The 23,272-nt window shown below is 65.5% G+C and carries 21 protein-coding genes; 12 read left to right on the top strand and 9 right to left on the bottom strand.

Features of this window, described 5'->3' with window-relative positions:
• Positions 1-17: 17 nt before the first annotated feature.
• From ASC68_RS03270 to ASC68_RS03250, 5 genes are read right to left on the bottom strand one after another with little or no spacing between them, the layout of a single operon-like run.
• The gene (locus ASC68_RS03270) at positions 18-1,151 is read right to left on the bottom strand and encodes an ABC transporter permease (protein WP_055874670.1); all 1,134 of its coding nucleotides are present in this window, start codon (positions 1,149-1,151) and stop codon (positions 18-20) included.
• Positions 1,148-2,116 carry an ABC transporter ATP-binding protein gene (locus ASC68_RS03265; RefSeq protein ID WP_055874667.1) on the bottom strand — a complete coding sequence of 323 codons (969 nt, stop codon included), beginning with the start codon at positions 2,114-2,116 and terminating at the stop codon, positions 1,148-1,150. Before ASC68_RS03265 ends, ASC68_RS03270 begins: the two co-directional genes overlap by 4 nt.
• Complete coding sequence (locus ASC68_RS03260; RefSeq protein WP_055874664.1) at positions 2,113-3,060, bottom strand: HlyD family efflux transporter periplasmic adaptor subunit; 948 nt, start codon at positions 3,058-3,060, stop codon at positions 2,113-2,115. Before ASC68_RS03260 ends, ASC68_RS03265 begins: the two co-directional genes overlap by 4 nt.
• Positions 3,060-3,545: a hypothetical protein gene (locus tag ASC68_RS03255; RefSeq protein ID WP_055874661.1), complete on the bottom strand. Its 486-nt coding sequence runs from the start codon at positions 3,543-3,545 to the stop codon at positions 3,060-3,062. The genes ASC68_RS03260 and ASC68_RS03255 overlap by 1 nt, the downstream gene beginning before the upstream one ends.
• Positions 3,530-4,195: a TetR/AcrR family transcriptional regulator gene (locus ASC68_RS03250; RefSeq protein ID WP_055874658.1), complete on the bottom strand. Its 666-nt coding sequence runs from the start codon at positions 4,193-4,195 to the stop codon at positions 3,530-3,532. Before ASC68_RS03250 ends, ASC68_RS03255 begins: the two co-directional genes overlap by 16 nt.
• A 610-nt stretch (positions 4,196-4,805) precedes the next feature.
• Here ASC68_RS03250 and ASC68_RS03245 point away from each other — a divergent pair.
• The 6 genes from ASC68_RS03245 (at position 4,806) to ASC68_RS03220 (ending at position 10,701) form a co-directional block, all read left to right on the top strand.
• Entirely contained in the window at positions 4,806-7,394 is a 2,589-nt protein-coding gene (locus tag ASC68_RS03245) for a DNA translocase FtsK (RefSeq protein ID WP_055875956.1), read from the top strand.
• Between the two features lie 243 nt (positions 7,395-7,637).
• Positions 7,638-8,285 (top strand): SRPBCC family protein, encoded by a 648-nt coding sequence (locus ASC68_RS03240; RefSeq protein ID WP_055874656.1) that lies wholly within the window; start codon positions 7,638-7,640, stop codon positions 8,283-8,285.
• Positions 8,285-8,629: a metalloregulator ArsR/SmtB family transcription factor gene (locus tag ASC68_RS03235; RefSeq protein ID WP_055874653.1), complete on the top strand. Its 345-nt coding sequence runs from the start codon at positions 8,285-8,287 to the stop codon at positions 8,627-8,629. Before ASC68_RS03240 ends, ASC68_RS03235 begins: the two co-directional genes overlap by 1 nt.
• Before the next feature lie 128 nt (positions 8,630-8,757).
• The gene (locus ASC68_RS03230) at positions 8,758-9,387 is read left to right on the top strand and encodes an outer-membrane lipoprotein carrier protein LolA (protein ID WP_055874649.1); all 630 of its coding nucleotides are present in this window, start codon (positions 8,758-8,760) and stop codon (positions 9,385-9,387) included.
• A gap of 82 nt (positions 9,388-9,469) precedes the next feature.
• The gene (xth, locus tag ASC68_RS03225; protein WP_055874647.1) at positions 9,470-10,288 is read left to right on the top strand and encodes an exodeoxyribonuclease III; all 819 of its coding nucleotides are present in this window, start codon (positions 9,470-9,472) and stop codon (positions 10,286-10,288) included.
• A gap of 23 nt (positions 10,289-10,311) precedes the next feature.
• On the top strand, positions 10,312-10,701 hold the full coding sequence (locus ASC68_RS03220) for a RidA family protein (RefSeq protein WP_055874644.1): 390 nt from the start codon (positions 10,312-10,314) through the stop codon (positions 10,699-10,701).
• Positions 10,702-10,863: 162 nt separating this feature from the next.
• Here ASC68_RS03220 and ASC68_RS03215 read toward each other — a convergent pair whose 3' ends face one another.
• Both ASC68_RS03215 and ASC68_RS03210 read right to left on the bottom strand, forming a co-directional pair.
• Positions 10,864-11,319, bottom strand: a complete 456-nt coding sequence (locus ASC68_RS03215) for a cyclic nucleotide-binding domain-containing protein (RefSeq protein WP_055874641.1) — start codon at positions 11,317-11,319, stop codon at positions 10,864-10,866.
• Between the two features lie 163 nt (positions 11,320-11,482).
• Positions 11,483-12,166 (bottom strand): response regulator transcription factor, encoded by a 684-nt coding sequence (locus tag ASC68_RS03210; protein WP_055047030.1) that lies wholly within the window; start codon positions 12,164-12,166, stop codon positions 11,483-11,485.
• A gap of 432 nt (positions 12,167-12,598) precedes the next feature.
• Here ASC68_RS03210 and ASC68_RS03205 point away from each other — a divergent pair, with 432 nt between their 5' ends.
• From ASC68_RS03205 to ASC68_RS03185, 5 genes are all read left to right on the top strand, one after another.
• Positions 12,599-13,621, top strand: coding sequence for a LacI family DNA-binding transcriptional regulator (locus ASC68_RS03205; RefSeq protein WP_055874637.1), 1,023 nt, complete (start codon positions 12,599-12,601; stop codon positions 13,619-13,621).
• Positions 13,618-14,502 carry a sugar ABC transporter permease gene (locus tag ASC68_RS03200; RefSeq protein WP_055874634.1) on the top strand — a complete coding sequence of 295 codons (885 nt, stop codon included), beginning with the start codon at positions 13,618-13,620 and terminating at the stop codon, positions 14,500-14,502. The genes ASC68_RS03205 and ASC68_RS03200 overlap by 4 nt, the downstream gene beginning before the upstream one ends.
• A gap of 157 nt (positions 14,503-14,659) precedes the next feature.
• Positions 14,660-15,472 carry a carbohydrate ABC transporter permease gene (locus ASC68_RS03195; RefSeq protein ID WP_197421027.1) on the top strand — a complete coding sequence of 271 codons (813 nt, stop codon included), beginning with the start codon at positions 14,660-14,662 and terminating at the stop codon, positions 15,470-15,472.
• A 44-nt stretch (positions 15,473-15,516) separates the two neighbouring features.
• Entirely contained in the window at positions 15,517-16,749 is a 1,233-nt protein-coding gene (locus ASC68_RS03190) for a sugar ABC transporter substrate-binding protein (protein WP_055874627.1), read from the top strand.
• Between the two features lie 229 nt (positions 16,750-16,978).
• Positions 16,979-20,089, top strand: a complete 3,111-nt coding sequence (locus ASC68_RS03185) for a TIM-barrel domain-containing protein (RefSeq protein WP_055874622.1) — start codon at positions 16,979-16,981, stop codon at positions 20,087-20,089.
• Positions 20,090-20,149: 60 nt separating this feature from the next.
• On the opposite strand, the gene ASC68_RS03180 is transcribed toward ASC68_RS03185, so the two are convergent.
• The gene (locus ASC68_RS03180; protein ID WP_055874618.1) at positions 20,150-20,557 is read right to left on the bottom strand and encodes a DUF2000 family protein; all 408 of its coding nucleotides are present in this window, start codon (positions 20,555-20,557) and stop codon (positions 20,150-20,152) included.
• Positions 20,558-20,585: 28 nt separating this feature from the next.
• On the opposite strand from ASC68_RS03180, the gene ASC68_RS03175 reads away from it, so the two are divergent.
• Complete coding sequence (locus tag ASC68_RS03175) at positions 20,586-21,440, top strand: AraC family transcriptional regulator (RefSeq protein ID WP_248310482.1); 855 nt, start codon at positions 20,586-20,588, stop codon at positions 21,438-21,440.
• Between the two features lie 53 nt (positions 21,441-21,493).
• On the opposite strand, the gene ASC68_RS03170 is transcribed toward ASC68_RS03175, so the two are convergent.
• Positions 21,494-23,200: a phospholipase D-like domain-containing protein gene (locus ASC68_RS03170; protein WP_055874615.1), complete on the bottom strand. Its 1,707-nt coding sequence runs from the start codon at positions 23,198-23,200 to the stop codon at positions 21,494-21,496.
• Positions 23,201-23,272: the final 72 nt, after the last annotated feature.

Here is a 23,272-nt window from a genome sequence, read left to right as displayed (position 1 = left end):
AACCTGGCGCCGGGCGGCTAGTCCAGCGTCTGGCGATATCTCAGCATGGCGATCCCCGAGATCACCACCAGGATCGCCACCAGCGCCCAGAGCTCGCCGGTCACATCCGCCACCTCGCCGCCCTTCAGCATGACCTTGCGCACCACCCGCAGGAAATGCGTCGCCGGCACGGCCTGGCCGATGAACTGCGCCCAGCCCGGCATGCCGGCGAACGGGAACATGAAACCGGAGAGGAGGATCGAGGGCAGGATGGTGAAAAAGCTCAGCTGCATCGCCTGCATCTGGCTCTTGGCCGCCGTCGAGATCAAAAAGCCCAGCGCCAGGTTCACCACGATGAACAGGTTGAAGCCGAGGAAGAACGCCCAGACGCTGCCCTCGAACGGCACCCCGAAGACGAGGCTGGCCGCGGCAAGGAACACCGCGGTCTGCACATAACCGACGAACACATAGGGCAGGATCTTGCCCAGCATCACCTCGAGCGGCTTCACCGGCGTCGCGATCAGCATCTCCATGGTGCCGCGCTCGGTCTCCTTGACGATCGCCACCGCGGTGATCATCACCATGGTCATCGACAGGATGATGGCCAGCAGCCCCGGCACGATATTGGTCGAGGTCTTGCCTTCCGGGTTATACTCCCGGTGCACCACCATCGAGAACGGCGCCGACCCCGCCTGCTGCGCCAGGGGTCCGGTCAGCGTCTCGCCGATCGCCACGTTGACGATCCCCGACAGCGCCGCCACTGCCCCGCCGGTCGCCGAGGGGTCCGACGCGTCGGCTGCCACCAGAATCTCCGGCTTGTTGCCGCGCACCACGTCGCGCTCAAAATCCTCGGGGATCACCACGACGAAGTTGGCTTCACCCCGGCGCAGCGCCTCTTCGCCCTCGCCGATCCCGGAGACCGCGCCTTTGAAGGCGAAGTAGGACGAATTCTGCATCCCCGCGATCACCGCCCGGCTCAACGGCCCATTATCGCCCATCTCCACCAGCGTCGGCAGGTTGCGCGGGTCGGCGTTGATGGCAAAGCCGAACAGGAACAGCTGGATGATCGGCAACCCGATCATCATGCCGAAGGTGATGCGGTCGCGCCGCATCTGGATGAATTCCTTGTAGAGCACGGCGCCGAAGCGCTTGAGCGAGAAGCCGAGGTTCATGCCGCGACCTGTCCCGGCTTGCCGGCATCGCCGCTGTCGCCGGCGAAATTGTCCCGCGCCCCGGTCATCAGGTGGATGAACGCCTCCTCGAGACCCGCCACCTGCAGGCTCCAGCGATGCGTACCCTCGGCCTTCAAGCGCTCGACCGTCGCCTCCAGCGCCGCCTTGTCGGTCCCCGAGACATGCAGCACCGTGCCGAACCGCGCCACCTGCACCACGCCGGGCTCCTTGAGCAGCCGGTCCTCGAGTTTGGCCAGGTCGGGCCCTTCCACCCGCCACGTCTCGAGCCCCACCATTTCGGGAATCTTGCCCGAGGGCCCGTCGATCAGCTTCTTGCCGTAGGCGATATAGGTGATGAAATCGCACTGCACCGCCTCGTCCATGTAGTGGGTCGAGACCAGCACGGTGACGCCCATGGCGGAAAGCCGGCGGATCTCGTCCCAGAAGTCGCGCCGTGCCTTGGGGTCGACGCCGGCGGTGGGTTCATCGAGCAGCAGCAGTTTGGGCTCATGCAGCAGGCACGCCGCCAGCGCCAGCCGCTGCTTCCAGCCGCCCGACAGTGAGCCGGCCAATTGCTTCTGCCGGTCGGCGAGCCCGAGATCGGCCAGCGCCTGGTCGACCCGTTGTTTCCGTCGGTCGAGCCGGTACATGCGCGCCACGAAGTCGAGGTTCTCGCGGATCGAGAGGTCCTCGTAGTACGAGAACTTCTGCGTCATGTAGCCGACCTGCTCCTTGATCTGCTCGGCTTGTTTCCGCACATCGAAACCGAGGCAGGTCCCCTCACCCTCATCCGGCGTCAGCAGCCCGCAGAGCATGCGAATGGTGGTGGTCTTGCCTGAGCCGTTGGGTCCGAGAAAGCCGTAGATCGCGCCCTTCGGCACCTGGATGTCGAAATGGTCGACCACCCGCTTCGGCCCGAAATTCTTGGTCAGCCCATGCACATCGATGACCAGCGGCTCGCTCATGGCCGCCGCTCCACCGTCACCGGCTGCCCCGGATGGAGGCTCGCGCCCTCCAGCGTTGCTTCGACCAGGTAGCTCAGCCGCTGCCGCTCATCGCGCGAATAGATCACCGGCGGGGTGAATTGCGGGTCCGAGGCAAAGTAGCTGACCTTCGCGGTCAGCCCATCAGGGCAGCCGTCGCAACTCACCGCCAGCTGGTCGCCCAGCGCCAACCCGGCCCGCGCCTTCTCCGGCACGTAGAACTTCACCTTCAGCGCCCCCTCCGGCAGGATCGAGATCACCGGTGTCCCCGCCGCGACGATCTCACCGGCATCGAAGAACACCCGCTCGATCCGCCCCGCTGCCGGCGCGGTGATGGTGCGGTCGGCGAGATCGGCATTGGCCTTTTCGGCATCGGCATGCGCTGCCGCCAGGTTGGCTTCCGCCTGCACCTGCTGCTCGCTGCGCGCCGGCAGCTCGGCCACCTTCAGCTGCGCCTCGAGCTGGCGCACCGCCGCTTCGGCGCTGGCGAGGCTCGCCCGGTCCTGGTCGAGCTTCGATTGCGGCACCAGGCCTTCCTTGAACAGCTTTTCGCTGCGCGTGGCGCTGTCCTTGGCGAGATTCATGTCGGCTTGCGCCTTTTGCAGGCTCGCCTGGATGACATCGAGCTCGTCGGCGCGGCTGCCGGTGGTGAGGTTTTTCAGCCCGGCGTCGGCCGCTGCGACCCGCGCCTCGGCGGCCGAGAGCAGCGCGATCTGCTGCTCCGAGCGCAGCCGGAACAGCAGGTCGCCTTCCAGCACCACATCGCCCTCGCGCACCGAAATCGTCTCGATCGGTCCGGCGGTGCTCGACGAGGCATAGACGTAGCGCGCTTCGACGTAGCCGTTATAGCCCGGCGCTTCGGTTGCGCCGAACCCGGGGATCACCAGTGCAATGAGGCCGAACAACCAGGCCAGAAAACCGTCCATCATCGTCTCCGCTTGTCCGGCGCCGAGCGGGCCCCGGCTGCTACCAGTTCGAGCCCAAGAAGCAGCGCATGTCCTGATGTTGCGACGATCCCCATCGGCACCAGGTCGTAGGCAACGAAGGTTGGCCAGAACAGCAGGTTGGCGCCGCCCAGCAGCAGGTGAATGGCCGCGGCCGCCCAGTTCCAACCCGCCCCAGCGGTCCGGTGGTTGGCGATCAGCAGCACCGCCGCCAGCACTGCCAGCGCGTGCGCCTCGAAATAGGCGAGGGCGTCGGGGTTGCCGTGGAGCGCTGCCGCCAGGGGGCCCAGATTGAAGAAGTATCCGGCAAGATCGAACCCTGCCTGCACCAGCCCGGTCGCCCCGAGCACCAGGCCGTCGCCGAGCAGCAGCACCTGGGCCCAATGCCGACGGGCCGGCACCGGATAGGCTTCGATATAGGTCGTCCACACCGCGTTCATCGCTTCCTCGCTCAGCTCGTTGACCATTGCTTGGCGCTCGGCGGAGCGCTCAGCCCGTCGAACAGGATGGTGAGGTGGTTCTCGACCAGCTTCTCCATGTGCAGCCCGCCTTCCGGCGTGATGCCGAAGATCTCGGCCATCGCCACGTGCAGCATCAGCGGTCCGATGATCGAGCGGATGGTGAGGCTGGGGTCGACCTGCCGCAGGTAGCCCTGCTCGATGCCGCGCCGCAGCAGCCCTTCGACCGCCGGCAGCACCCGGTCCAGCACCTCGCGCCGGTACATTTCGGCAAGGCCCGGAAAGCCCATCGCCTCGCGGAAGATCAGCTTGGGCATCGCCATCACCTTGGGGTCGCCGAACCGTCCGGCCAGCATGGTCAGCACCATGCTGAGCACGACGCGCGGATCGCCCTCGTAATCATGCAGCGTCATCAGCGCCGAATCGGCGATCGGCAGGATGGCCCGCCGCACCAGCCCTTCGAGCAGCGCTTCCTTGGATGGAAAGTAGAGATAAACCGTGCCCTTGCTCAGCCCGGCGCGCTTGGCGATGTCCTCGACCCGGGTCGAGGCGAAGCCCTTCTCGATGAACAGCTCCAGCGCCGCATCCAGCACCTCGTCCGGCCGCGCCTCGGCACGCCGGCGGAACTTCGGTCCGCGCTCTTGATCACTGGTGTTCATCGGTCGTGTAGCCTTACTGACTGTCCGGTCAGTACACTACTAACTGACTGGTCAGTCATTTGCAAGAGACTTGATCGACCCTTCCGGCGACGTTGGATCGATGCAACTTTCGACTAACCGGTGATGCTCACGTTGACATCACGCAGGCCAAACGACGCCTGCCCTAAGGTGTATCTGTCCCCGTGCGGCGGACCCCCCAAGCGCGGCCGGTAGCTGAAACCTCCTCAGCCACCGGCCGCGGCTGGTCCGCCAAACCGACGGCCCTCTCCGAACGCCCCCGAAAACGGGGAGGGCCCCTTCGGACCTTTTCTGTCTTTGATAGATGCGTCCCCCACCGCTTGAGGTTAGATCCGGCCACTAACCCGAGAGGGCGAATGGCGACCGGAGCCTCAGCGCCAAACCGCGCGCCGTCAGCCCTCGCACCACCCCCATCCAGTTAGTTCCGGGTTAACCCTAACCGCCTAGGATCAGCCTTCGATCGGCGCGCCGTCTGCCGCCGGTTCAGCGTTCCGTTTGTAGAGTGTACCAGACGATGCCGGCACAGCACCTGCTCGAAGACGCCCGTCGAGAGACCGCCCCCGCCATAGCGATCCGCATCCCCGTCCGCCTGATGGGGGCCATCATCCTGGGGCTGGTGGCGATCGTGCTGCTGTCCCTCGCCACCTGGCAGGTGGATGATCCGAGCCTTTCCTACGCCTCGGGTGAACCCGCGAGGAACTGGCTCGGCTTCCCGGGCGCCGTCATTGCCGACATGGCGTTCCAGGTCTTCGGCCTCGGCATTCTCACCCTGCTGGTGCCGCCTGCGCTCTGGGGTTGGGGCTTGATTCGCCACCGCGTCCCCTCGCGCATGGGCCTGCGCCTCCTCGCCTGGGTCGCCGCGAGCGTCCTGAGCTGCGGTCTGTTTGCCTTTATTGCCGCGCCGGAGAGCTGGCCGCTGCCCACCGGGCTCGGCGGCCTCGTCGGCCAGAGTTTTACCAACCTCGCCGTTCTCGCCACCGGCGCCACGCCGCAGCCGGTGACCGCGATCCTCTTCGCCATCATCATCGCGGCCCCGACCCTGGCGCTGTTCTGGATCGGCATGGGCCTCGGTAGGGTCACCCTGCCCGAGCTGCCCAAGGGCAAAGGCAAGGCCAAGCCGGCCGGCACGAGGGGCGCTGCCGCCGCTGCGCCTGTCGATGACGACGAGCCCGAGCGCGATTCGATCTTTGACGTGATCCTCGGCTACGCCGTGCATCTGGGCTTCTCGGCCCGCACCGCCGTCCGCCGGGCCCGCGCTGGCATCGCCCAGCGCCGCGCCGCCGAGGCGGAAGCCGAAGCCTGGCGCGGCGAGGCCGTCGAGCCGAGCCTCCATGGCCATGCGCCGTCGGCCCCTGCCGGTCGCGCCGAGCCTGCCCTCACCGTCGAGCGCCGCTCGATCGTTGCCGCGCATGACGAGCCGCCGTTCGACGACTATCCGCCCGAGCCGGATGAAGAAGCCGACATGCCGCGCTGGGAGATGCAGACCCCGCTGCGCGGCCCGATGGCCGCCTCGCGCAGCCCGGCTCCCATGCCGCACGTCCCGGCTGCCCACCAGGCAGCGCCGGTGGTGTCACCACGCGTCGCCGCGCCGGCCCCCCGGCCGCAGCCCGGCATGCGCGCCGCCCGCGAAGCCCAGGGCTCGTTCCTCGACGAGCCGCATGGCTTCGAGCTGCCCGAGCTGAACCTCCTCACGCCGCCCAAGCATAAGGGCGCCAGCCCCGAGCATGCGCCCGAGCGGCTCGAGGCGATGGCGAGGAAGCTTGAATCCGTGCTCGCCGATTTCGGCGTCAAAGGCGACATCATCAATGTCCGCCCCGGCCCGGTCGTCACCCTCTATGAGCTCGAGCCCGCTCCCGGCATCAAGTCGTCGCGCGTCATCTCGCTGGCCGACGATATCGCCCGCTCGATGAGCGCCATCTCGGTGCGCGTCGCCGTGGTCCCCGGCCGCAACGCCATCGGTATCGAGCTGCCCAACGAGGTGCGCGAGACCGTCTACCTGCGCGAAATGCTGGCTTCGTCCGATTTCGAGAAGATGAAGGGCAAGCTGCCGATCTGCCTGGGCAAGACCATCGGCGGCGAGCCGATCATCGCCGACCTCGCCCGCATGCCGCATCTGCTGATCGCCGGCACCACCGGCTCGGGCAAGTCGGTGGGGATCAACACCTTCATTCTCAGCCTGCTCTACCAGATGACCCCGGAGCAGTGCCGCCTGATCATGATCGACCCCAAGATGCTGGAACTCAGTATCTATGACGGTATCCCGCACCTCCTCACCCCGGTGGTGACGGATCCCTCCAAGGCCGTGGTCGCCCTCAAGTGGGCGGTGCGCGAAATGGAAGACCGCTACCGCAAGATGAGCAAGATCGGTGTGCGCAACATCGATGGCTTCAACCAGCGGGTTGGCGAATCGAAGGCCAAGGGCGAGGTGATCACCCGCACCGTGCAGACCGGCTTTGACCGTGAAACCGGCGAGGCGATCTTCGAGAGCGAAGAGTTCAACCTCGAGCCGCTGCCGTTCATCGTCATCATCATCGACGAAATGGCCGACCTGATGATGGTCGCCGGCAAGGAAATCGAAGGCTCGGTGCAGCGCCTCGCACAGATGGCCCGCGCCGCCGGCATCCATGTCATCACTGCCACGCAGCGCCCGTCGGTCGACGTCATCACCGGCACCATCAAGGCCAACTTCCCCACCCGTATCTCGTTCATGGTGACCTCGAAGATCGACAGCCGCACCATCCTGGGCGAGCAGGGCGCCGAGCAGCTGCTCGGCAACGGCGACATGCTCTACATGGCCGGCGGCGGCCGCATCCGGCGCCTGCATGGCCCGTTCGTCGCCGACAGCGAAGTCGAGGCAGTGGTCAACCACTTGAAGTCGCAGGGCGCCCCGGATTATCTCGATGCCATCGTCGCCGATGAGGACGAGATGGATGAAGGCGGCGCGTCGGGTGGTGACGGTGACGAGTATGGCGGCTCGGGTGACGAGCTCTACGACAAGGCCGTCAACGTCGTGCTGACCGACAAGAAGGTCTCGACCTCCTACATCCAGCGCCGCCTGGCGGTGGGCTACAACAAGGCCGCCACCCTGATCGAACGCATGGAAAAGGAAGGCGTCATCTCCGCCCCCAACCACGCCGGCAAACGCGAAATCCTCGTCGGCAACAATTCCGACGGGTATTGAGCGGGGCCTCTGTTCGAGGCCCCTCTCCGCCGCCAGGCAACGCCCTAAGCTCGGTGTCATCCCTGCGAAAGCAGGGACCCAACTCACAGCCCGCGAAGGTGGATAGATGGGTCCCTGCTTTCGCAGGGATGACACCCGGTGGGTGGGGCACGATCGCTGCGCGCGGGTCGGCCGCCTCGCCCCCCTAGACATAATATTAGTTGCACCTTATATAAGCGTCACCTGATACTGGAGGACGCGACGATGCCTTTCGATCTTACCGCCCACGTCAACGCCATGTCCCGCTCGGTGCGCAACCTCGAGCGCGACGGCAAACCCGCCAAGGCGGTGGTCGCCACCTGCGTCTACGACACCGACGTCGCCGACCTCTGGGATGCCGTCAGCAACCCCGACCGGCTGCGCCGCTGGTTCTCGCCGGTCAGCGGCGAGCTGAAGCTCGGCGGCCGCTTCCAGGTCGAGAACAATGCCGGCGGCACCATCACCGAATGCGAACCGCAGCGCCGGATCGCCGCCACCTGGGAATTCGCCGGCGCCATCAGCTGGATCACCATCACGCTCGCGCCCGCCGCCGACGGCGCCCGGCTCGAACTCGAGCACGTCGCCTTCATCGATCCGCACTGGGACAGGTTCGGGCCCGGCGCCGTCGGGGTCGGCTGGGACCTCGGCTTCATGGGCCTCGCCCGTCACCTGGCCGAGCCCACCGCCAACCTGCCGCAGGAAGCGGTGGAAGGCTGGCACCTCCTGCCCGAAGCCAAGGCGTTCATACGCAGCGCCAGCGACGGCTGGGGCACCGCGGCGATCACCGCCGGTGAGAACCGCGAGCAGGCATTGACGGCAGCCGAGGCGACGCGGCAGTTCTACACCGGCGAGGCCCCGCCCCCGGAGATGTGATGCACGCGTTCGACGTTCTCGGCGACCCGGTCCGCCGCCGCATCCTCGAGCTGCTCGCCGAACGCGAGCATGCCTCGGGCGAGGTGGTCGAGGTCATTGGCGCCGAGTTCGGCATCAGCCAGGCTGGGGTCAGCCAGCATTTGAAAGTGCTGCGCGAATCCGGCTTCGCCACCGTACGTCCCGAAGGCACCCGCCGCGTCTACAGCCTCGATGCCGCGCCGCTGCGCGACATCGACGACTGGCTCGACCGCTTCCGTGGCTTCTGGACTCACAAGCTCGCCTCGCTCGCCACCGAGATCGCCCGCGGCAAAAAGGATCGCCAAGGGGGCAACAAGGAGCCGTGATCCGGAACCTTCCCGCTGTTGCCGCAATTGCTGTCTAGAGGCATGCTCCACAAATCAAAGACTTGGAGGCGGTCAGCGTTTCGACGAAACGGTGATCGGCTCCAGACCACAAAGGGAACGTCATCAAGATGATCCGCCGCAGCTTTCTCGCCTTCGCCGCCCTGCTCGCCGCCTTCCCCGCCCTGGCGCAGGAAGCTCGGACGCTGACCGACGCTGAACGCGACCTGATCACCCGGATCAACGAGCACAACTCGCTGATCAAGACCATGGTCGGCCGCTTTCTGCAGATCGATACCCGCGGGCAGCGCATCGAGGGCACCTTCTTCCTCGAGCGGCCGGGCAAGATCCTGTTCCGCTACAATCCCCCCTCCTACGAGCAGATCGTGTCGGTCGGCCGCGGCTTCTACGTCGTCGATCGCAAGGAGAAGACCCAGTACGCCTATCCGCAGGACAAGGTGCCGCTGCGCCAGTTCCTTGATTCGCAGATCGACCTGTTCAAGGCCAACATCGTCGCCGTCGCCCAATCCGACGACTATTTCTCGATCACCCTGCAGGACGATACCCCCAAAGGCGTCGTGCGGGTCGCACTGGTGTTCGACACCGAGAGCCTCGACATGAAGCAGTGGACGCTCACCGAACCGTCGGGCGCCGAGCTGACCTTTTCGCTTTATGATGTCGAAAAGGACGTCGCCATTCCGAAATCCTACTTCTATATCGACCCGACCTTCCGCTCGAAGGCGGCCCCTCCCGACGCCTGAGCAATCACGCGGCGTTTCCGGCTTTACGCCCCCTGCCCCGCTCTGCATAAGAGGCGCCTCCCATTCCTGAGGCGCCTTTTTCATGCCGACGAGCTTTGCCACCTGGAACATCAATTCGGTCCGCCTGCGGCTGCCGATCGTCCTCGATTTCCTGCGCCAGTACGACCCCGACGTGCTGTGCCTGCAGGAGATCAAATGCCTCAACGACCAGTTCCCGCGCAACGAGTTCACCACAGCCGGCTACCCGCACCATGCCGTACATGGCCAGAAGGGCTATCACGGTGTCGCCATCGTCTCGAAGCACCCGCTGACCGACATTTCCTCGCGCGTCTTCTGCGAGATCGAGGAAAGCCGTCACGTCTCGGCGCTGGTCGATTTCGGCCAGGGCTCTGAGTTCGGCCCGCTCACCGTCCACAATTTCTACATCCCAGCCGGCGGCGATCTCGCCGATCCCGAACTCAACCCCAAGTTCAAGCACAAGCTCGGCTTCCTCTCGGAGCTCAAGAGCTGGTTCGGCGAGGACCACTTCAAGCAGCGCCAGCTGATCTGCGGCGACTTCAACATCGCCCCGCTGGAACACGACGTGTGGAGCCACAAGCAACTGCTCGACGTCGTCAGCCACACGCCGATCGAGACCGAAGCGCTCAACGCACTGCTGAGCGGCGGTCACGGCTGGGTCGACGTGGTGCGCAAGTACTTCCCGGCCGAGGAGAAGCTCTATTCCTGGTGGAGCTACCGCGCCAAGGATTGGCAGGCCGCCAACAAGGGCCGCCGCCTCGACCACATCTGGACCACCGCCGACGTCGCCGCCCACACGGCCGGCGCCGAGATCATCAAGCCGGCGCGCGGCTGGAGCGACAAACCCTCCGACCACGTCCCGGTGATCGCCCGCTTCGCGTGAAGCCTGAGCAGAGGAAACCCACCATGTCGCGAAAACTCGTCAGCTCCGGCTCCTACCTCGAACCGGTGATCGGCTTTTCCCGCGCTGTGCGCGTCGGCAACATTGTGGCCGTCGGCGGCACCGCTCCGATCAAGCCCGAAGGCGGCACCGCCGCCATCGGCGACGTCTACGGCCAGACCAGGCGCTGCCTCGAGATCATCGCCAAGGCACTGACCGATGCCGGCTCCAGCCTAGAGCATGTCACCAGGACCCGCATCATCCTCACCGATATCGCGCTGTGGAAAGACGCTGCCCGCGCCCACGCCGAGGCCTTTGCCACCATCCGTCCGGTGACCACGCTGATGCAGGTCACCGCCTTCGTCGATCCCGACTGGGTGGTCGAAATCGAAGTCGACGCGGTGATTCCCGACTGATTCACGTGGAACAGCCACCGGTTGTGTGCTCGGGGCACCGACCATGGCGAGTTTGCCACGAGGCAGCGCCCCTAAACTCGGTGGTGGGTGGGCACGAACATAGCGCCCATGGGCCTCGCCGGGTGACACCGTGGGTGAGGCAGGTGGCCCAAGCCTGTCCACCTACCCCTTGCCGAAGCGCTCGCGGGAGCCTTCGATCGCGCCGAGATAGCTGGTCAGTTCCCGCCGGATCCGGTCGGCGGCCCGGCCGGCCAGGTCCGGATACTGGTTCGCCAGCTTCATGAACGCCGTGCGCGGCACGAACAGCGTCTCCACCGCATCCACCGCCTTGATCGTCACCGGCCGCGGCTTGGGGATCACCAGCGCCATGGCGCCGAGTACCGCACCGACATCATGGATCAGGTAGGGGTTGTTCTCGGCGCCATCCTGCGTGCTCGACACCGTGCCCGAGACCAGCACATGCGCGCCTTCCGGCTGGTCGCCGGAGGCATAGATGACGCTGCCGGGGCGGAACTTCTTCCGTTCCGAGGCGAACGCGAGCAATCGCCGCTGCTCGGCGTCGCAGATTTCGAAGAAATCCGCACGTCCCAGTATCGTCGCCGCGTCGTCGAGTTGCATCCCGCCCTATTCCCGGACCGCCGGCAACATACCCGGCGCTTCAGCGCCCGGTTGTGCCGCGGCCCTCGATATAGAGCATTTCTTGCCGCTGTCAGGAATCCCTTTTGCCGCGTCGGCCCACGCGGCAAAAGTTATGCACTGGCTGGCGCGCAGCCTCGACGCCTTACGGCACCAGCCGATAGCCGCCGTCTTCCGTTACCAGGAGGCGCGCATTGGATGGGTCCCGCTCGATCTTCTGGCGCAGCCGATAGATGTGCGTTTCCAGCGTATGCGTGGTGACCCGGTTATTGTAGCCCCACACTTCCTTGAGCAGGATCTCGCGGGTGATGGTCTTGGGACCCTGCCGGTAGAGATACTTGAGGATCGAGGTTTCCTTGTCGGTCAGCCGCACCTTGGCCCCGTCAGGCGCCTCGAGCAGCTTGGCCGCCGGCTGGAAGCTGTAGGGCCCGATGGTGAACACCACGTCCTCGCTCTGGTCGTGCTGGCGCAGCGAGGCGCGGATGCGCGCCAGGAGCACCGAGAAGCGGAACGGCTTGGTCACATAGTCATTGGCGCCCGACTCGAGCCCGAGGATCTCGTCGGAATCGCTGTCCTGCGCGGTCAGCATGATGATCGGGCTCTTAAAACCCTCGCGCCTGAGGATCTTCACCGCCTCGCGGCCGTCCATATCGGGCAGCCCGACATCGAGCAGCATCAGGTCGACATGGGCGCCGCGGACCTTGCCCAGCGCATCCGACGCCGATTCCGCCTCCACCAGATCGAACTCGCGATAATGCGTCAGCTGATCGATCAAAGTCTTACGCAGGTCGGCATCGTCGTCGACAATCAGGATGCGCCGTCTGTTCATGTGAGGTACCCCAAGCCATTGGCTTCGAATTGCTGAGTTATTGCCGGACCTTGCGGCCCGCCAATCAAAATGGCGTGAGACCGCCGCGAGATGAGAAACGTGATTTGACACAGATTGGTTTCACCCTCGATCGCCAGTCTTAGCCACGCGATGCTGACGGGAAGCTGACAATTGGCTGACAGCCAACAAGTCGGCGCCGAACCCCCTGACATGCTGGCCCGGCGAGCGTGATCGCCCCGCTCTGCGGTCGTGACCACCGGCGTGCGGTTGACAGGCAAACGATCGGGGCATATCACTACGTCGGTTTAACGTAAAACTACGCCGCTCCCACGCAGATCGATCGAAGCAAGAATCGTCGCGCGGAACCACGGGCCGGCCGGTTTAACGCAAAACCGATGAGCTGCACCCGGCTCTCAGAGGAGGATCTGCGACTTGGCACGGGCCACGATCAAGGACATTGCGCTCGCCGCGAACGTCTCGCCGATGACCGTTTCCAACGTCATCAACGGCCGCCGCGCTAAGGCCTCGGAGGAGACCATCGAGCGCATCATGGCGGCGGTGAAGACGCTGGGCTACCGCCCCAACATGAGCGCCCGCAGCCTCGTCTCCAACGCCTCGCGCATGGTTGGGGTGATCATCCCGTTCACCGAAAACCAGAACCAGCTGCTGCTCGACAACCCGTTTTATGCCGAGATGATCTCCGGCATCGAAAGCGCTCTGCGCGCCAACGGCTATTACATGATGCTGTCGGGAGTGGGCGAGAGCAACGCCCAGCTCGACACCCTCTCGCACTGGAACATGGACGCGCTGATCGTGCTCGGCGTCTATCGTGAAGCGCTCTACGAGCGGCTGCGCGAACTCGCCCTGCCGACCCTGTTGATCGACAGCTATATCGACGACCCCAGCTTCTACCGCCTCGGCGTCGACGACGAGGCCGCTGCCTACCGCGCCACCAAGTACCTGATCGGCAAGGGCCACTCGGGGGTGGCGCTGGTGACCGGTGTGATCCGCACCGACGGCGTCATCGAGCACCGCGTCGACGGCTACAAGCGGGCATTGGCCGAAGCCGGCATCGGCTTTGATCCGGCCCGCATCCTCTCCGGCTCAGTCACCTTCGACTGGGGCGCCGAGGCCGCTGCAGGGCTGGTGGCGCTCCGCGACACCACCGCCGCCTTCTGCACCGCCGACCTGATCGCGGCCGGCCTCCTCGCCGGCCTGCATCGGCTCGGCAAGCGCATCCCCGAGGACTATTCGGTGATGGGTTTCGATAACCTCTCGATCTCGCGCATGGTCTACCCGGCGCTCACCACCGTCGATCAATCGATCCTCGGCAAGGGCCAACTCGCCGGCCGGCTGATCAGCGCCATCCTCAACAAGACCGACGCCCCGCGCGACAGTTTTGTCGATGTCGTCATCGTCGAGCGTGACAGCGTCAGCCAGCGAGGGGCGAGATGAGCCCTGCCGCCGATCGCTCGAAGTATCTCGCGCTGGCCGTGCTGCTGCTACCCAGCCTTGCCGGCATGGTGGTGTTCCTGATGGCGCCGGTACTGTCCTCGCTGGTGCTCAGCTTTTCCGAATGGGACCTGATCGGCGAGATCAGCTGGGTCGGCATCGACAACTACGTCACCGCGCTCGCCGACCCGGCCGTGCTCGGGGCGCTGCGCAACACCCTCACCTTCATCCTCGGCTACCTGCCCTCGGTGGTGATCATCGCGCTCGGGCTCGCCTTGCTGCTCAACCGCCGCATCCGTGGCCGCGTCGTCTTCCGCGCCATTTACTTCGTGCCGGTGGTGACCTCCTGGGTTGCCGTGTCGCTGATCTGGAAGTGGCTGCTCAACCCGCAATACGGGCTGGTCAATTTCGCGCTCGGCGCCGTCGGCATCAAAGGGCCGGGCTGGCTGTTCGACCCGGCCTGGGCAATGACCGGCGTCATCCTCACCTCGGTGTGGAAGGATATCGGCTTCGTCACGGTGATCTATCTGGCCGGCCTGCAGGATATTCCCGAGCCGCTCTACGAAGCCGCCGCGCTCGATGGCGCGACGCCCTGGCAGCGGTTCTGGTCGATCACCTTCCCGATGCTGGCGCCGACCACGTTCTTCGTCACCACCATCTCGCTGATCTCGTCGTTCCAGGTGTTCGACCAGGTCTGGATCATGACCCAGGGCGGCCCGGCCGGCGCCACCTCGGTGATGGTCGAGCTGATCTACAAGAACGCCTTCAGCTACTACAAGATGGGCTACGCCTCCGCCATCTCCTGGGTGCTGTTCGCCCTGATCTTCGCGGTGACCATCGCGCAGAACCTGTTGCAGAAGAAGCTGGATCGGTCCGATGGCTGAGCCGGCGAACCCCACGGTGACGACTGATCTCACCACACCCACCGGGTCATTCCCGCGGAAGCGGGAACCTCTGTTGGCTGAGCGTGCGGCAGACACCGCAAACGGAGGTTCCCGCTTTCGCGGGAATGACTCCGTGCTCGAGAGGAAGCGCCGAGGCGTGACCCTCCCCGACGTCGCCACCTACGCCATCCTCATCGCCGGCGCGGTGATCATGCTGCTGCCCTTCGCCTGGATGGTCTCCACCTCGCTGAAGACCGCCGGCGCCACCTTCGTCACCCCGCCTAACTGGCTGCCCGACCCGGCGACATCAGACAACTACGCAAAAGTGTTCGACAGCGCCCCGGTCGGCCAGTTCCTCTTCAACTCGATCTTCGTCTCGGTCACCTCGACCGTGCTGATGGTGCTGTTCTGCGCCATGTCGGGCTACGCCTTCGCGCGCATCGAATTCCGCGGCCGCACCGTGCTGTTCTACGCCTATCTCGCGACGCTGATGATCCCGCAGCAGGTGACCCTCACCCCGCTCTTCATCATCATGAACTGGCTCGGCTGGACCAATTCCTACCAGGCGCTGATCCTGCCCTCGAGCTTCGGCGCCTTCGGCACGTTCCTGCTCCGGCAGTTCTTCCTGCGGCTGCCCAAGGAGATCGAGGAAGCCGCTTTCATCGATGGCGCCGGCTATATCCGGATCTTCTTCACCATCGCCATCCACCTGGCGCGCCCGGCGCTCGCCACCCTCGCGGTGTTCGCCTTCATGGCCAGCTGGAACAGCTTTTTGTGGCCGCTGATCATCACCACCGACCAATCCATGATGACCCTGCCGCTGGGCCTCAGCGCCCTGCAGGGCCGCTGGACCACCGACTGGAACGTGCTGATGGCCGGCGCAGTAATCGCCACGCTGCCGATCATCGCCGTCTACGTCTTCGCCCAGCGCTTCATCATCAAGGGCCTGTCCCACACCGGGCTCAAGTAACGAACCCAAAGAAACGACCAAGGTCTCAAGGAGGAGAAAAGACCATGCTGCGTAGAACGTTCACCGGGCTGCTGCTCGCCAGCGCCCTCATCACCCCGGCTCTCGCCGAGGACGTGACCATCAAATACATGACCTTCTCGGCGGCGCCGAATTATCTGAAGGAACTCGACGCCACCATCGCCGCGTTCGAGGCCGAGCATCCGGGCATCAAGGTCACCTATGAGACCGCCGCCTGGGACGCCTATTTCACCAAGCTGCAGACCGTCGTTGCTGCAAAGCAAGCGCCCGACGCCTTCGAACTCAACTTCGAGAATTTCGTCACCTACGCGGAAAAGGGCGCGCTCGCCGACCTCACCCCGCTGATTGCAGCTGATACCGGCTTTTCGACCTCGGTCTACAACCCGACCGCGCTCGCCGCCTTCGCCCAGGATGGCAAGCAATATGGCCTGGTCGAAAGCTTCTCCAACGTCGTCCTGTTCTACAACAAGGACCTGTTCGACGCCGCTGGCGTTGCCTACCCGACTGCCGACTGGACTTGGACCGAAGAGCTCGCCGCGGCGCAGAAGCTGACCAATGCCGGCGCCGGCGTCTGGGGCGATTTCGCCCCGATCCAGTTCTGGGAATTCTACAAGACCATCGCCCAGAATGGTGGCTCGATCCTCTCGCCCGACAAGAAGACCGTCACTATCGACTCGCCTGAGAATATCGAGACGCTCACCTGGATGATCGACAAGGTGTCGACCTACAAGGTCACCCCGTCCGATGTCGAAATGGCCGGCCAGTCCTCGGAGGATCTGTTCAAGGCCGGCAAGATCGCCATGCTCCGCACCGGCATCTGGCTGCTCGGCGATTTCACCGAGAATGCCAAGTTCAACTGGGATATCGCGCTCGAGCCGGGCAAGACCAGCAAGGCGCACCACTTCTTCGCCAATGGCGTCGCGGTTTCGGCGAACAGCGCCCACCCGGCCGAAGCCTACCAGTGGATCAAGTTCCTCACCTCGAGTAAGGCCGCCGTCGACCTCCGCATCGCCGCCGGCTGGGAACTCCCTGCCGTCTCCGACGCCGCGGCGGTGCAGGGCTATCTCGACCAGCCGGTCCCCGAAAGCCGCGAAGTGGTGTTTGAGGCGCTCGACACCGCGGTGGTGCCGCCGGTGATCGGCAACTGGAACCAGCTGACCGACGCGGTGGGCAAGGAACTCGAAGCCGCCAAACTCGGCCAGAAGACGCCGGAGCAGGCGCTGAAGGACGCCAAGACGGCGATCGAGGGGCTGCTGTAAGCGCCGACTGCCGGCAGACGGCCCCCTCCCATCCTCCCCCATGAAGGGGGAGGTGCCCTGCCGGTGTGGTGGCTCGATCGAGCCCCAAACTCCACTTCACCTCCCCCTTCATGGGGAGGCCGGGAGGGGGCCGTCTCTCTCAGTCGGCACGCCTTCCTTCACCCAGTTGCCTCCCAAAGGGCAAGGCCGGGAGTCCCCGGGCTCTCGGCCACTCACACCGGAACCAGCCATGACCACCGACGCTCGCGAACCCGCCCTCGCCACCCGCCACCCCTGGTTCTTCGAGCTCTATGCCGAGCTGCTGCGTGACCCGGCCCCGGTCGCCCCGCAGATCGCCGCGCGCCTCGCCGACGCCGATCCCACCGATCCGGTCGAAGCCGCGCTCGCCCTCTACCTCGCCGCCCTCACCGGCAACCTGACGCTGCTGCGCTCCGCCAAGGCCACGGCACTGCGCACCTCCATCACTGCGCGCCTCGAGCGCGAACTCTCGCCCAACCAGAACCATTTCACCGACACCTGGGTCGTGGCGCTGTGGGCCGCCGCCCTGCGCGAGACCAACCACCTGTCGCGCGACGAGAGCACCACGCGCCTCGTCGGCCGGGTGAAGAACCACGTCTATGCCAACCATGTGCGCCTCGGCGCGCTGATGTCGTCCTCCGACAAGGCAACGCTCGAGTTCGACGTCCTCCTCGCCGCCGTGCCCTTCGGCCTGTTCGACTGCGAGGACCTGGTGCTGGTCGACGCGGTCCGCGCCCTCACGGCACCCGATCGCCTGGCGAGCGCCACACCGGCCGACCGCCAGCTCCTCGCCTGGTACTATGCCGAGCAGGGCAGCTACGCCAAAAGCCGAAAACTGCTCGCCGCGACGCCGGCGCCCATCGTCGCCCAGCGCCTCAAGACCCTCGGCCAGCTCGAGGCCCGCTTCATCCGCCACGCCCCGGACGGCAATGGCAACCGCTACGAGCCGCTGCTCGAGGAGCGCTTTCCCAAACTGATCACCGATACCGACGAGGTGATCGTCCGCGCCCAGGCCTCGCCGCTATCGGCGGACGAGCCGCTCGAGCTCGTTGTCGGCGCAACTGCTATTGCCGGCAGCTTCAAGGGCGATTGCTGGGAGTTCATCCTCCCTCGCACACCTCAGGGATCGCTGGTCGAATACCGTATCCGCTTCACCGAGCATCCGGAGGTCATCCAGGGACCGTTCGTCTACGAGACGCTTCGGCGCCGGCAGCAGGGCAGCGCCCCGGTGCGCGTCACCGTCATTGACGGCCGCATCGACATCACCCCAAGTGCCGGCGACACGGCGCTCCCGCTGCAACTGGGCGCCGTCACCCTCACCGATATCTCCTGGCTCGAGGCCCGCGACGGCACCATCCGTGAGATTTCCGCCACCCTCACCCACCCGCCCTGCGGCTGGTACGGTTTCGGTGAGCGCTACAACGCGCTGAACCAGGCGGGCAACCGCGTCGATCAGTTCGTCTACAACCAGTACAAGGAACAGGGCTTACGGACCTATATGCCCATGCCGGTCGGCTATACCGACGCCGGCTTTGGCCTCCACCTCGCAACCGATTCCTATTCCTGGTTCGACCTCGGCATAGCAGGGGAAACCCGGCTCGGGGTCGAAGGCGCCCACCTCGCCATCGACCTCTTGACCGGCTCCGTCACCGCGCAGGTCAGTCAGTTCATGGCGCTCACCGGCGATCCCGAACCCGTTCCCGCCTGGGCGCTCGGCCCTTGGATGTCCTCGAACAACTGGGACAGCGAGGCCGAGGTGCGAAAGCAGGTGGCGCTCACCCTCGAGCACGAGATCCCGGCCACGGTCCTCGTCATCGAAGCCTGGTCGGACGAAGCGACCTTCTACATCTTCAACGACGCCCAATACACCGAAAAGCCAGGCGCCGAGGCCTTCACCTATGGTGATTTCAGCTTCCCCGCATGGGGCCGCTGGCCCGACCCCAAGGGCCTCGCGGCGCATCTCCACGACAACGCCCTGCGGCTGATCCTGTGGCAAATCCCGATCATCAAGCAGTCGCCGGCGCTGAAGCACCTGCAGAAGCGCAATGACGAAAGCCATTTCTTCGCCGAAGGGTTTGGCGTGAAACATCCCGACGCCACGTCGCTGCGGCTGCCCGAAGGCTGGTTCAAGGACAGCCTGCTGATGGATTTCACCAACCCTGCCGGCCGCGATTGGTGGTTTTCGAAGCGCCAGTACCTGATCGACGAGCTCGGCGTCGATGGCTTCAAGACCGACGGTGGCGAGATGGTCTGGGGCAAGGACCTCGTCTTCGCCGACGGCCGTACCGGGCTCGAGCACCGCAACGCTTACCCGCGCGACTACATCTCGGCCTATTACCGGTTCGCCCAGCAGAATGGCGGGATCTGCTTTTCGCGCGCCGGCTATACGGGAGCGCAGACCTTCCCGGCCCATTGGGCCGGCGATGAACGCTCGACCTGGGATGCGTTCAAGCGTTCGATTCTCGCCGGACTCTCGGCCGGCATGTCGGGGGTGATCTTCTGGGGCTGGGACCTTGGCGGCTTCTCCGGCGAAGTACCGAGCGCCGAGCTTTATGTGCGCTCGGCCGCCATGGCGTGTTTCTCCCCCATCATGCAGTACCACGCCGAGAGCAAGGCCGAATTCAACCAGGACCGCACCCCCTGGAACATCGCCGACCGCTCCGGCGACGCGCGGGCTCTCAGCGGCTACCGCTTTTTCGCCAACCTCCGCATGTCGCTGCTGCCTTATCTCCAGCGCGAGGCCGCCTGGTGCGTCGCCGAAAAGCAGCCGCTGCTGCGGGCCATGCTGCTGGATTTTCAAGCCGATCGCCGTGCGGCCGGGCTGTGGGATCAATACATGTTTGGCCGCGACCTGCTGGTCGCCCCGATCATTCGGGAGGGCGATACCGCCCGCGAGGTCTACCTGCCCGAGGGCCGCTGGTGGCACCTGTTCCAGAACCGCTGGTATGACGGCGGGCAAACCCACCAGGTCGCGGCTCCGCTCGAAGAGATCCCGGTCTTCCTCCGCCAAGGCGCCGCCCTGCCCCTGGCCTTCCAGCACGAAGCCCGCCTCGGCGCCAGGATGCCCTCCGAGATCGATGTCGCCGCGACCTCGGTCCTCCTCGTCGCCGGCCTCGAGCACAGAACCACGCTCCAGCACCACGGCTTCCAAATCGCAGTATCCGATGACGTCGTGCGCGTCACCTCCAAGGGCTCTCGCCCGATCAAGCTGGCCTTCACCGACCCGCCGGCCCGGCTCGAACTGAACGGCATCGCCCAGCCCGCGGCGACCCTCGCGTTGTCCGGTGCTGAGCTGACGATGTTCGAGCTGCAGGCCGTTTGATCGACACAGCAGCCGCAACCTGAGGGTCTTATGACGCCATAGGAGTGCGGCCGGGCCGCGTCAGGGGTGCATCCGGGCTCCCTTGGCCACCTTGTCGACGATCTTGCGGTCGGCCCGCAGCCCGATGCCGACGACCCTTGCATCCTCCGGTGCGAACCGCGCGAACACGTCGCGGTTGGCCGCATCATGGCCGGTCGAGAACATTTCCTCGATATAGGCCGAGGTCACGATGCCGCGCTCCAGGGCGCGCCGATGGATGCTTCGCATCGCTTCGGCATCCGCCGCGAGAACGATCACCGGCTGCACCGACAGCGAACTGAAGCGGTTGCCGGCGCCATCGATATAGGGCTCGCCGATGATTTCGGGGTGCTGAGCCGTAATTCCGGCGGCAAGAAATGCGGTAACGTTGAGCGCTTGCCACGGCGCGAGATCCTCGCGCAATACGATGGCGATCTTGGTGTCGAACATGATGGAAACCCGGAATAGAGGTGCTGAGGTGCCGCCGGTCCTAGGCGCAGAGACCGGCATCGGTCTTGAACGTTTGTGCAGCGCGGCCGCCGACGTCGTGCGCGCCGCACCCGGCTATCCGGGCATGGAGCGGATCGAGGCGCGGTTCCTCGGCAATGCCTATGCCCGGCACCGGCACGATACCTATGCGCTCGGCGTGACCCTGCGCGGCGTACAGAGCTTCTGGTATCGCGGCGAGGTCCGGGCCTCGCTGCCCGGCCAGGTCATCATCCTCCACCCCGACGAGATCCATGACGGCGGCGCCGGCACCGAGCAAGGCCTCACCTACCGCATGCTCTACCTCGACCCGGCGCTGGTGCAGGCCGGACTGCAGAACGCCGGCCTGCCCTTCGTTGCCGCCCCTGTGGTCGACGACATGGCGCTCCGGTCGGCGCTGCTCGAAGCTTTTGGCGACATGGACAACACCCTCGAGCCACTGCTGGCCGACCAGGTGGTGGTCGAGCTCGCCGAGGGCCTCTTGCGTCGTTCCGATACGCCGCCGAAGCGAGCATCACTGCTCGACCTGGTGGCTCTGGCGCGGGTGGCGGAGGTCCTCAACCACGCCGGACTGCAGCCGATCCGCTCCGACGAGCTTGAAGCGGTCTCCGGCCTCGATCGCTTCACGCTCTCGCGCCAATTCCGGGCGCGCTTCGGCACCAGTCCGCACCGCTACCTGACCATGCGTCGGGTCACCGAGGGCCGACGCCTGCTTGCGGCAGGCCAGTCCATAGCCGCTGTCGCCGCCGAGACTGGCTTCGCCGACCAGAGCCACTTCCACCGCCACTTCCTCAAGGCCTTCGGCATGACCCCCGGCCGCTGGCAGCGCCTGGTCATTGCGGCCTGAAGCGGCTCGGCATGCCGGGCGGACGCTATGACGCCATAGCATCCGCCTTGCCCTTAGGAGAACATCAGGCGGTCCTTGATCCGGCGCACGTCGGTATAGTCGCGCAGCCACCAGGGGTCCTGTCCCGGGGCGGCGGGCGGAAACTTCAGCTGCAGCTTGGTGCCGGCGGCCTTGGCCTCCTGCTGGGCGATGCGGAAGTGATAGTGGTCGAACATCCGCAACGCCTCGACCATGTAGGACACCGCGATCCGCCGATCGCGCGCCAGGATCAGGTTCTCGCCATTGGTGTCGTCTGCAGCTTTCGAGAAATTATAGGAGCCGAGATAGACCCGGGCCGTCGGCTTGTCGAAGTCGATCACCACGAACTTGTGGTGCATGCGGTTGCCACTGCCGCCCACCGGCTCTGCCTTGAACGGCGCCGGGGTCCTGCCCTTCAGCAGCGCGGTGGGAAACACCGCGGGCGGGTTGCCGTCCGGCTTCTGCACATCGAGCCCACCGACTTTCTTGTCGGAGATGCCGTAGACGAACCGCTGGTTGTTGTCGCGCACCCGCCCTACGGCGTCCCGAATGACCCCGGGCGTCTGCCAGAGGAAAGCCAGCGAGAACAGCAGGCTCGACTTGGCGCTGTCGATATCGGCGGCGATCTTCTTGAGCTGAGCATTGGCTGGCGCATGCGGCGAGAACGTCGCTTTGACGTCGACCCCGGCGATCCCCAGGTCCCGCCACAGGGCCGAGCGGCTGGTGGCAAAACCGGCCTCGGTCCAGAAGTCCTCGAACGCCTCGCGAAACACCGTGACCGGCACCGCGCCGGTGAAGATCATGGCGTTGTTCGACTGCACATAGAAGCCGCGCCAGCTGAAATTGGTGGAGCCGCCGATGGCCTTCTTCACCTGGGCGCCATCGACCACGATCATCTTGTTGTGCTGCAGCCTGCCCATATTCTGGCGCCTGACGTTGGCCGCCCCCGCCGAAGCGATGAGCAGGTCAGCCGACTGGGTTTCTCCCGAATGCGCGTCCCCGTGATCGCCCTCATCGTCGATGATGATCCGCAGTCGCGGCCCCAGCTGCCGCAGCTTATCGACGAAGCCCTTCTCGCTGAGGTCGTAGGCGACGACGAATACCTTGGCGCTCGGGTCGGCGATCGCTTCGTCGAGGGTCTCGTAGATCGCGTGGCGCCCTTCGAACCCCATCCAGGTGAGCGCCTCCTCGGTGTTGGGATGGGTCGGCGTGAAGGTCAGCCCGTCATCGGCACTCGCGGGCAGCAGCGTCGAGATCGCCCCATGCTTCTCGTACCGATCGACGAAGGCCTGCGAGGAGACGAAGCCGCGTGTATAGGCAATGTTGATCGCCCCCGGATAGGTCTCTCGCCTGAGCTCGATATCGGCCAGCTGCGGCTCGCCGTAGCTGAGTTGCCCATCGTCGGCCATGAACACCGGCGTCACCATGTAGGTGTACTCGCCCGGAATCTCGGCATTGAAGGGGAAGTGCACCCAACGAAACTTCTGGATCGGCGAGAGCCGTGACGACAGCTTGTTGGGATTGACCGCACCGCCCGGCCCCGGGAAGGCGATCCGGTTATGCACGGCGAGGAAGCGCGTGCCGCCGGGCACCCGGTACTCGATGGCAAAGCCGACAAAGTCCTCAGGTGGCTTGCCGTTGCGCCAATTCATGGCCAGCAGCGCCATGCCGTCACCGCGGTGCACCTTCAGCGTAAACAGTGCCGCGGCATTCTTCCCCGTAACCTGAAACTCGCCAGCCATTCCGCTGCTCCCGAAAGCACAAGCGGCGCCTTGCCACCATGGCAGACACTCACCTCGGACAGAGACATGTGG

Source organism: Devosia sp. Root105 (assembly GCF_001424865.1).
Classification (GTDB): domain Bacteria; phylum Pseudomonadota; class Alphaproteobacteria; order Rhizobiales; family Devosiaceae; genus Devosia_A.
This window is presented reverse-complemented; position numbering and strand designations above follow the sequence as displayed.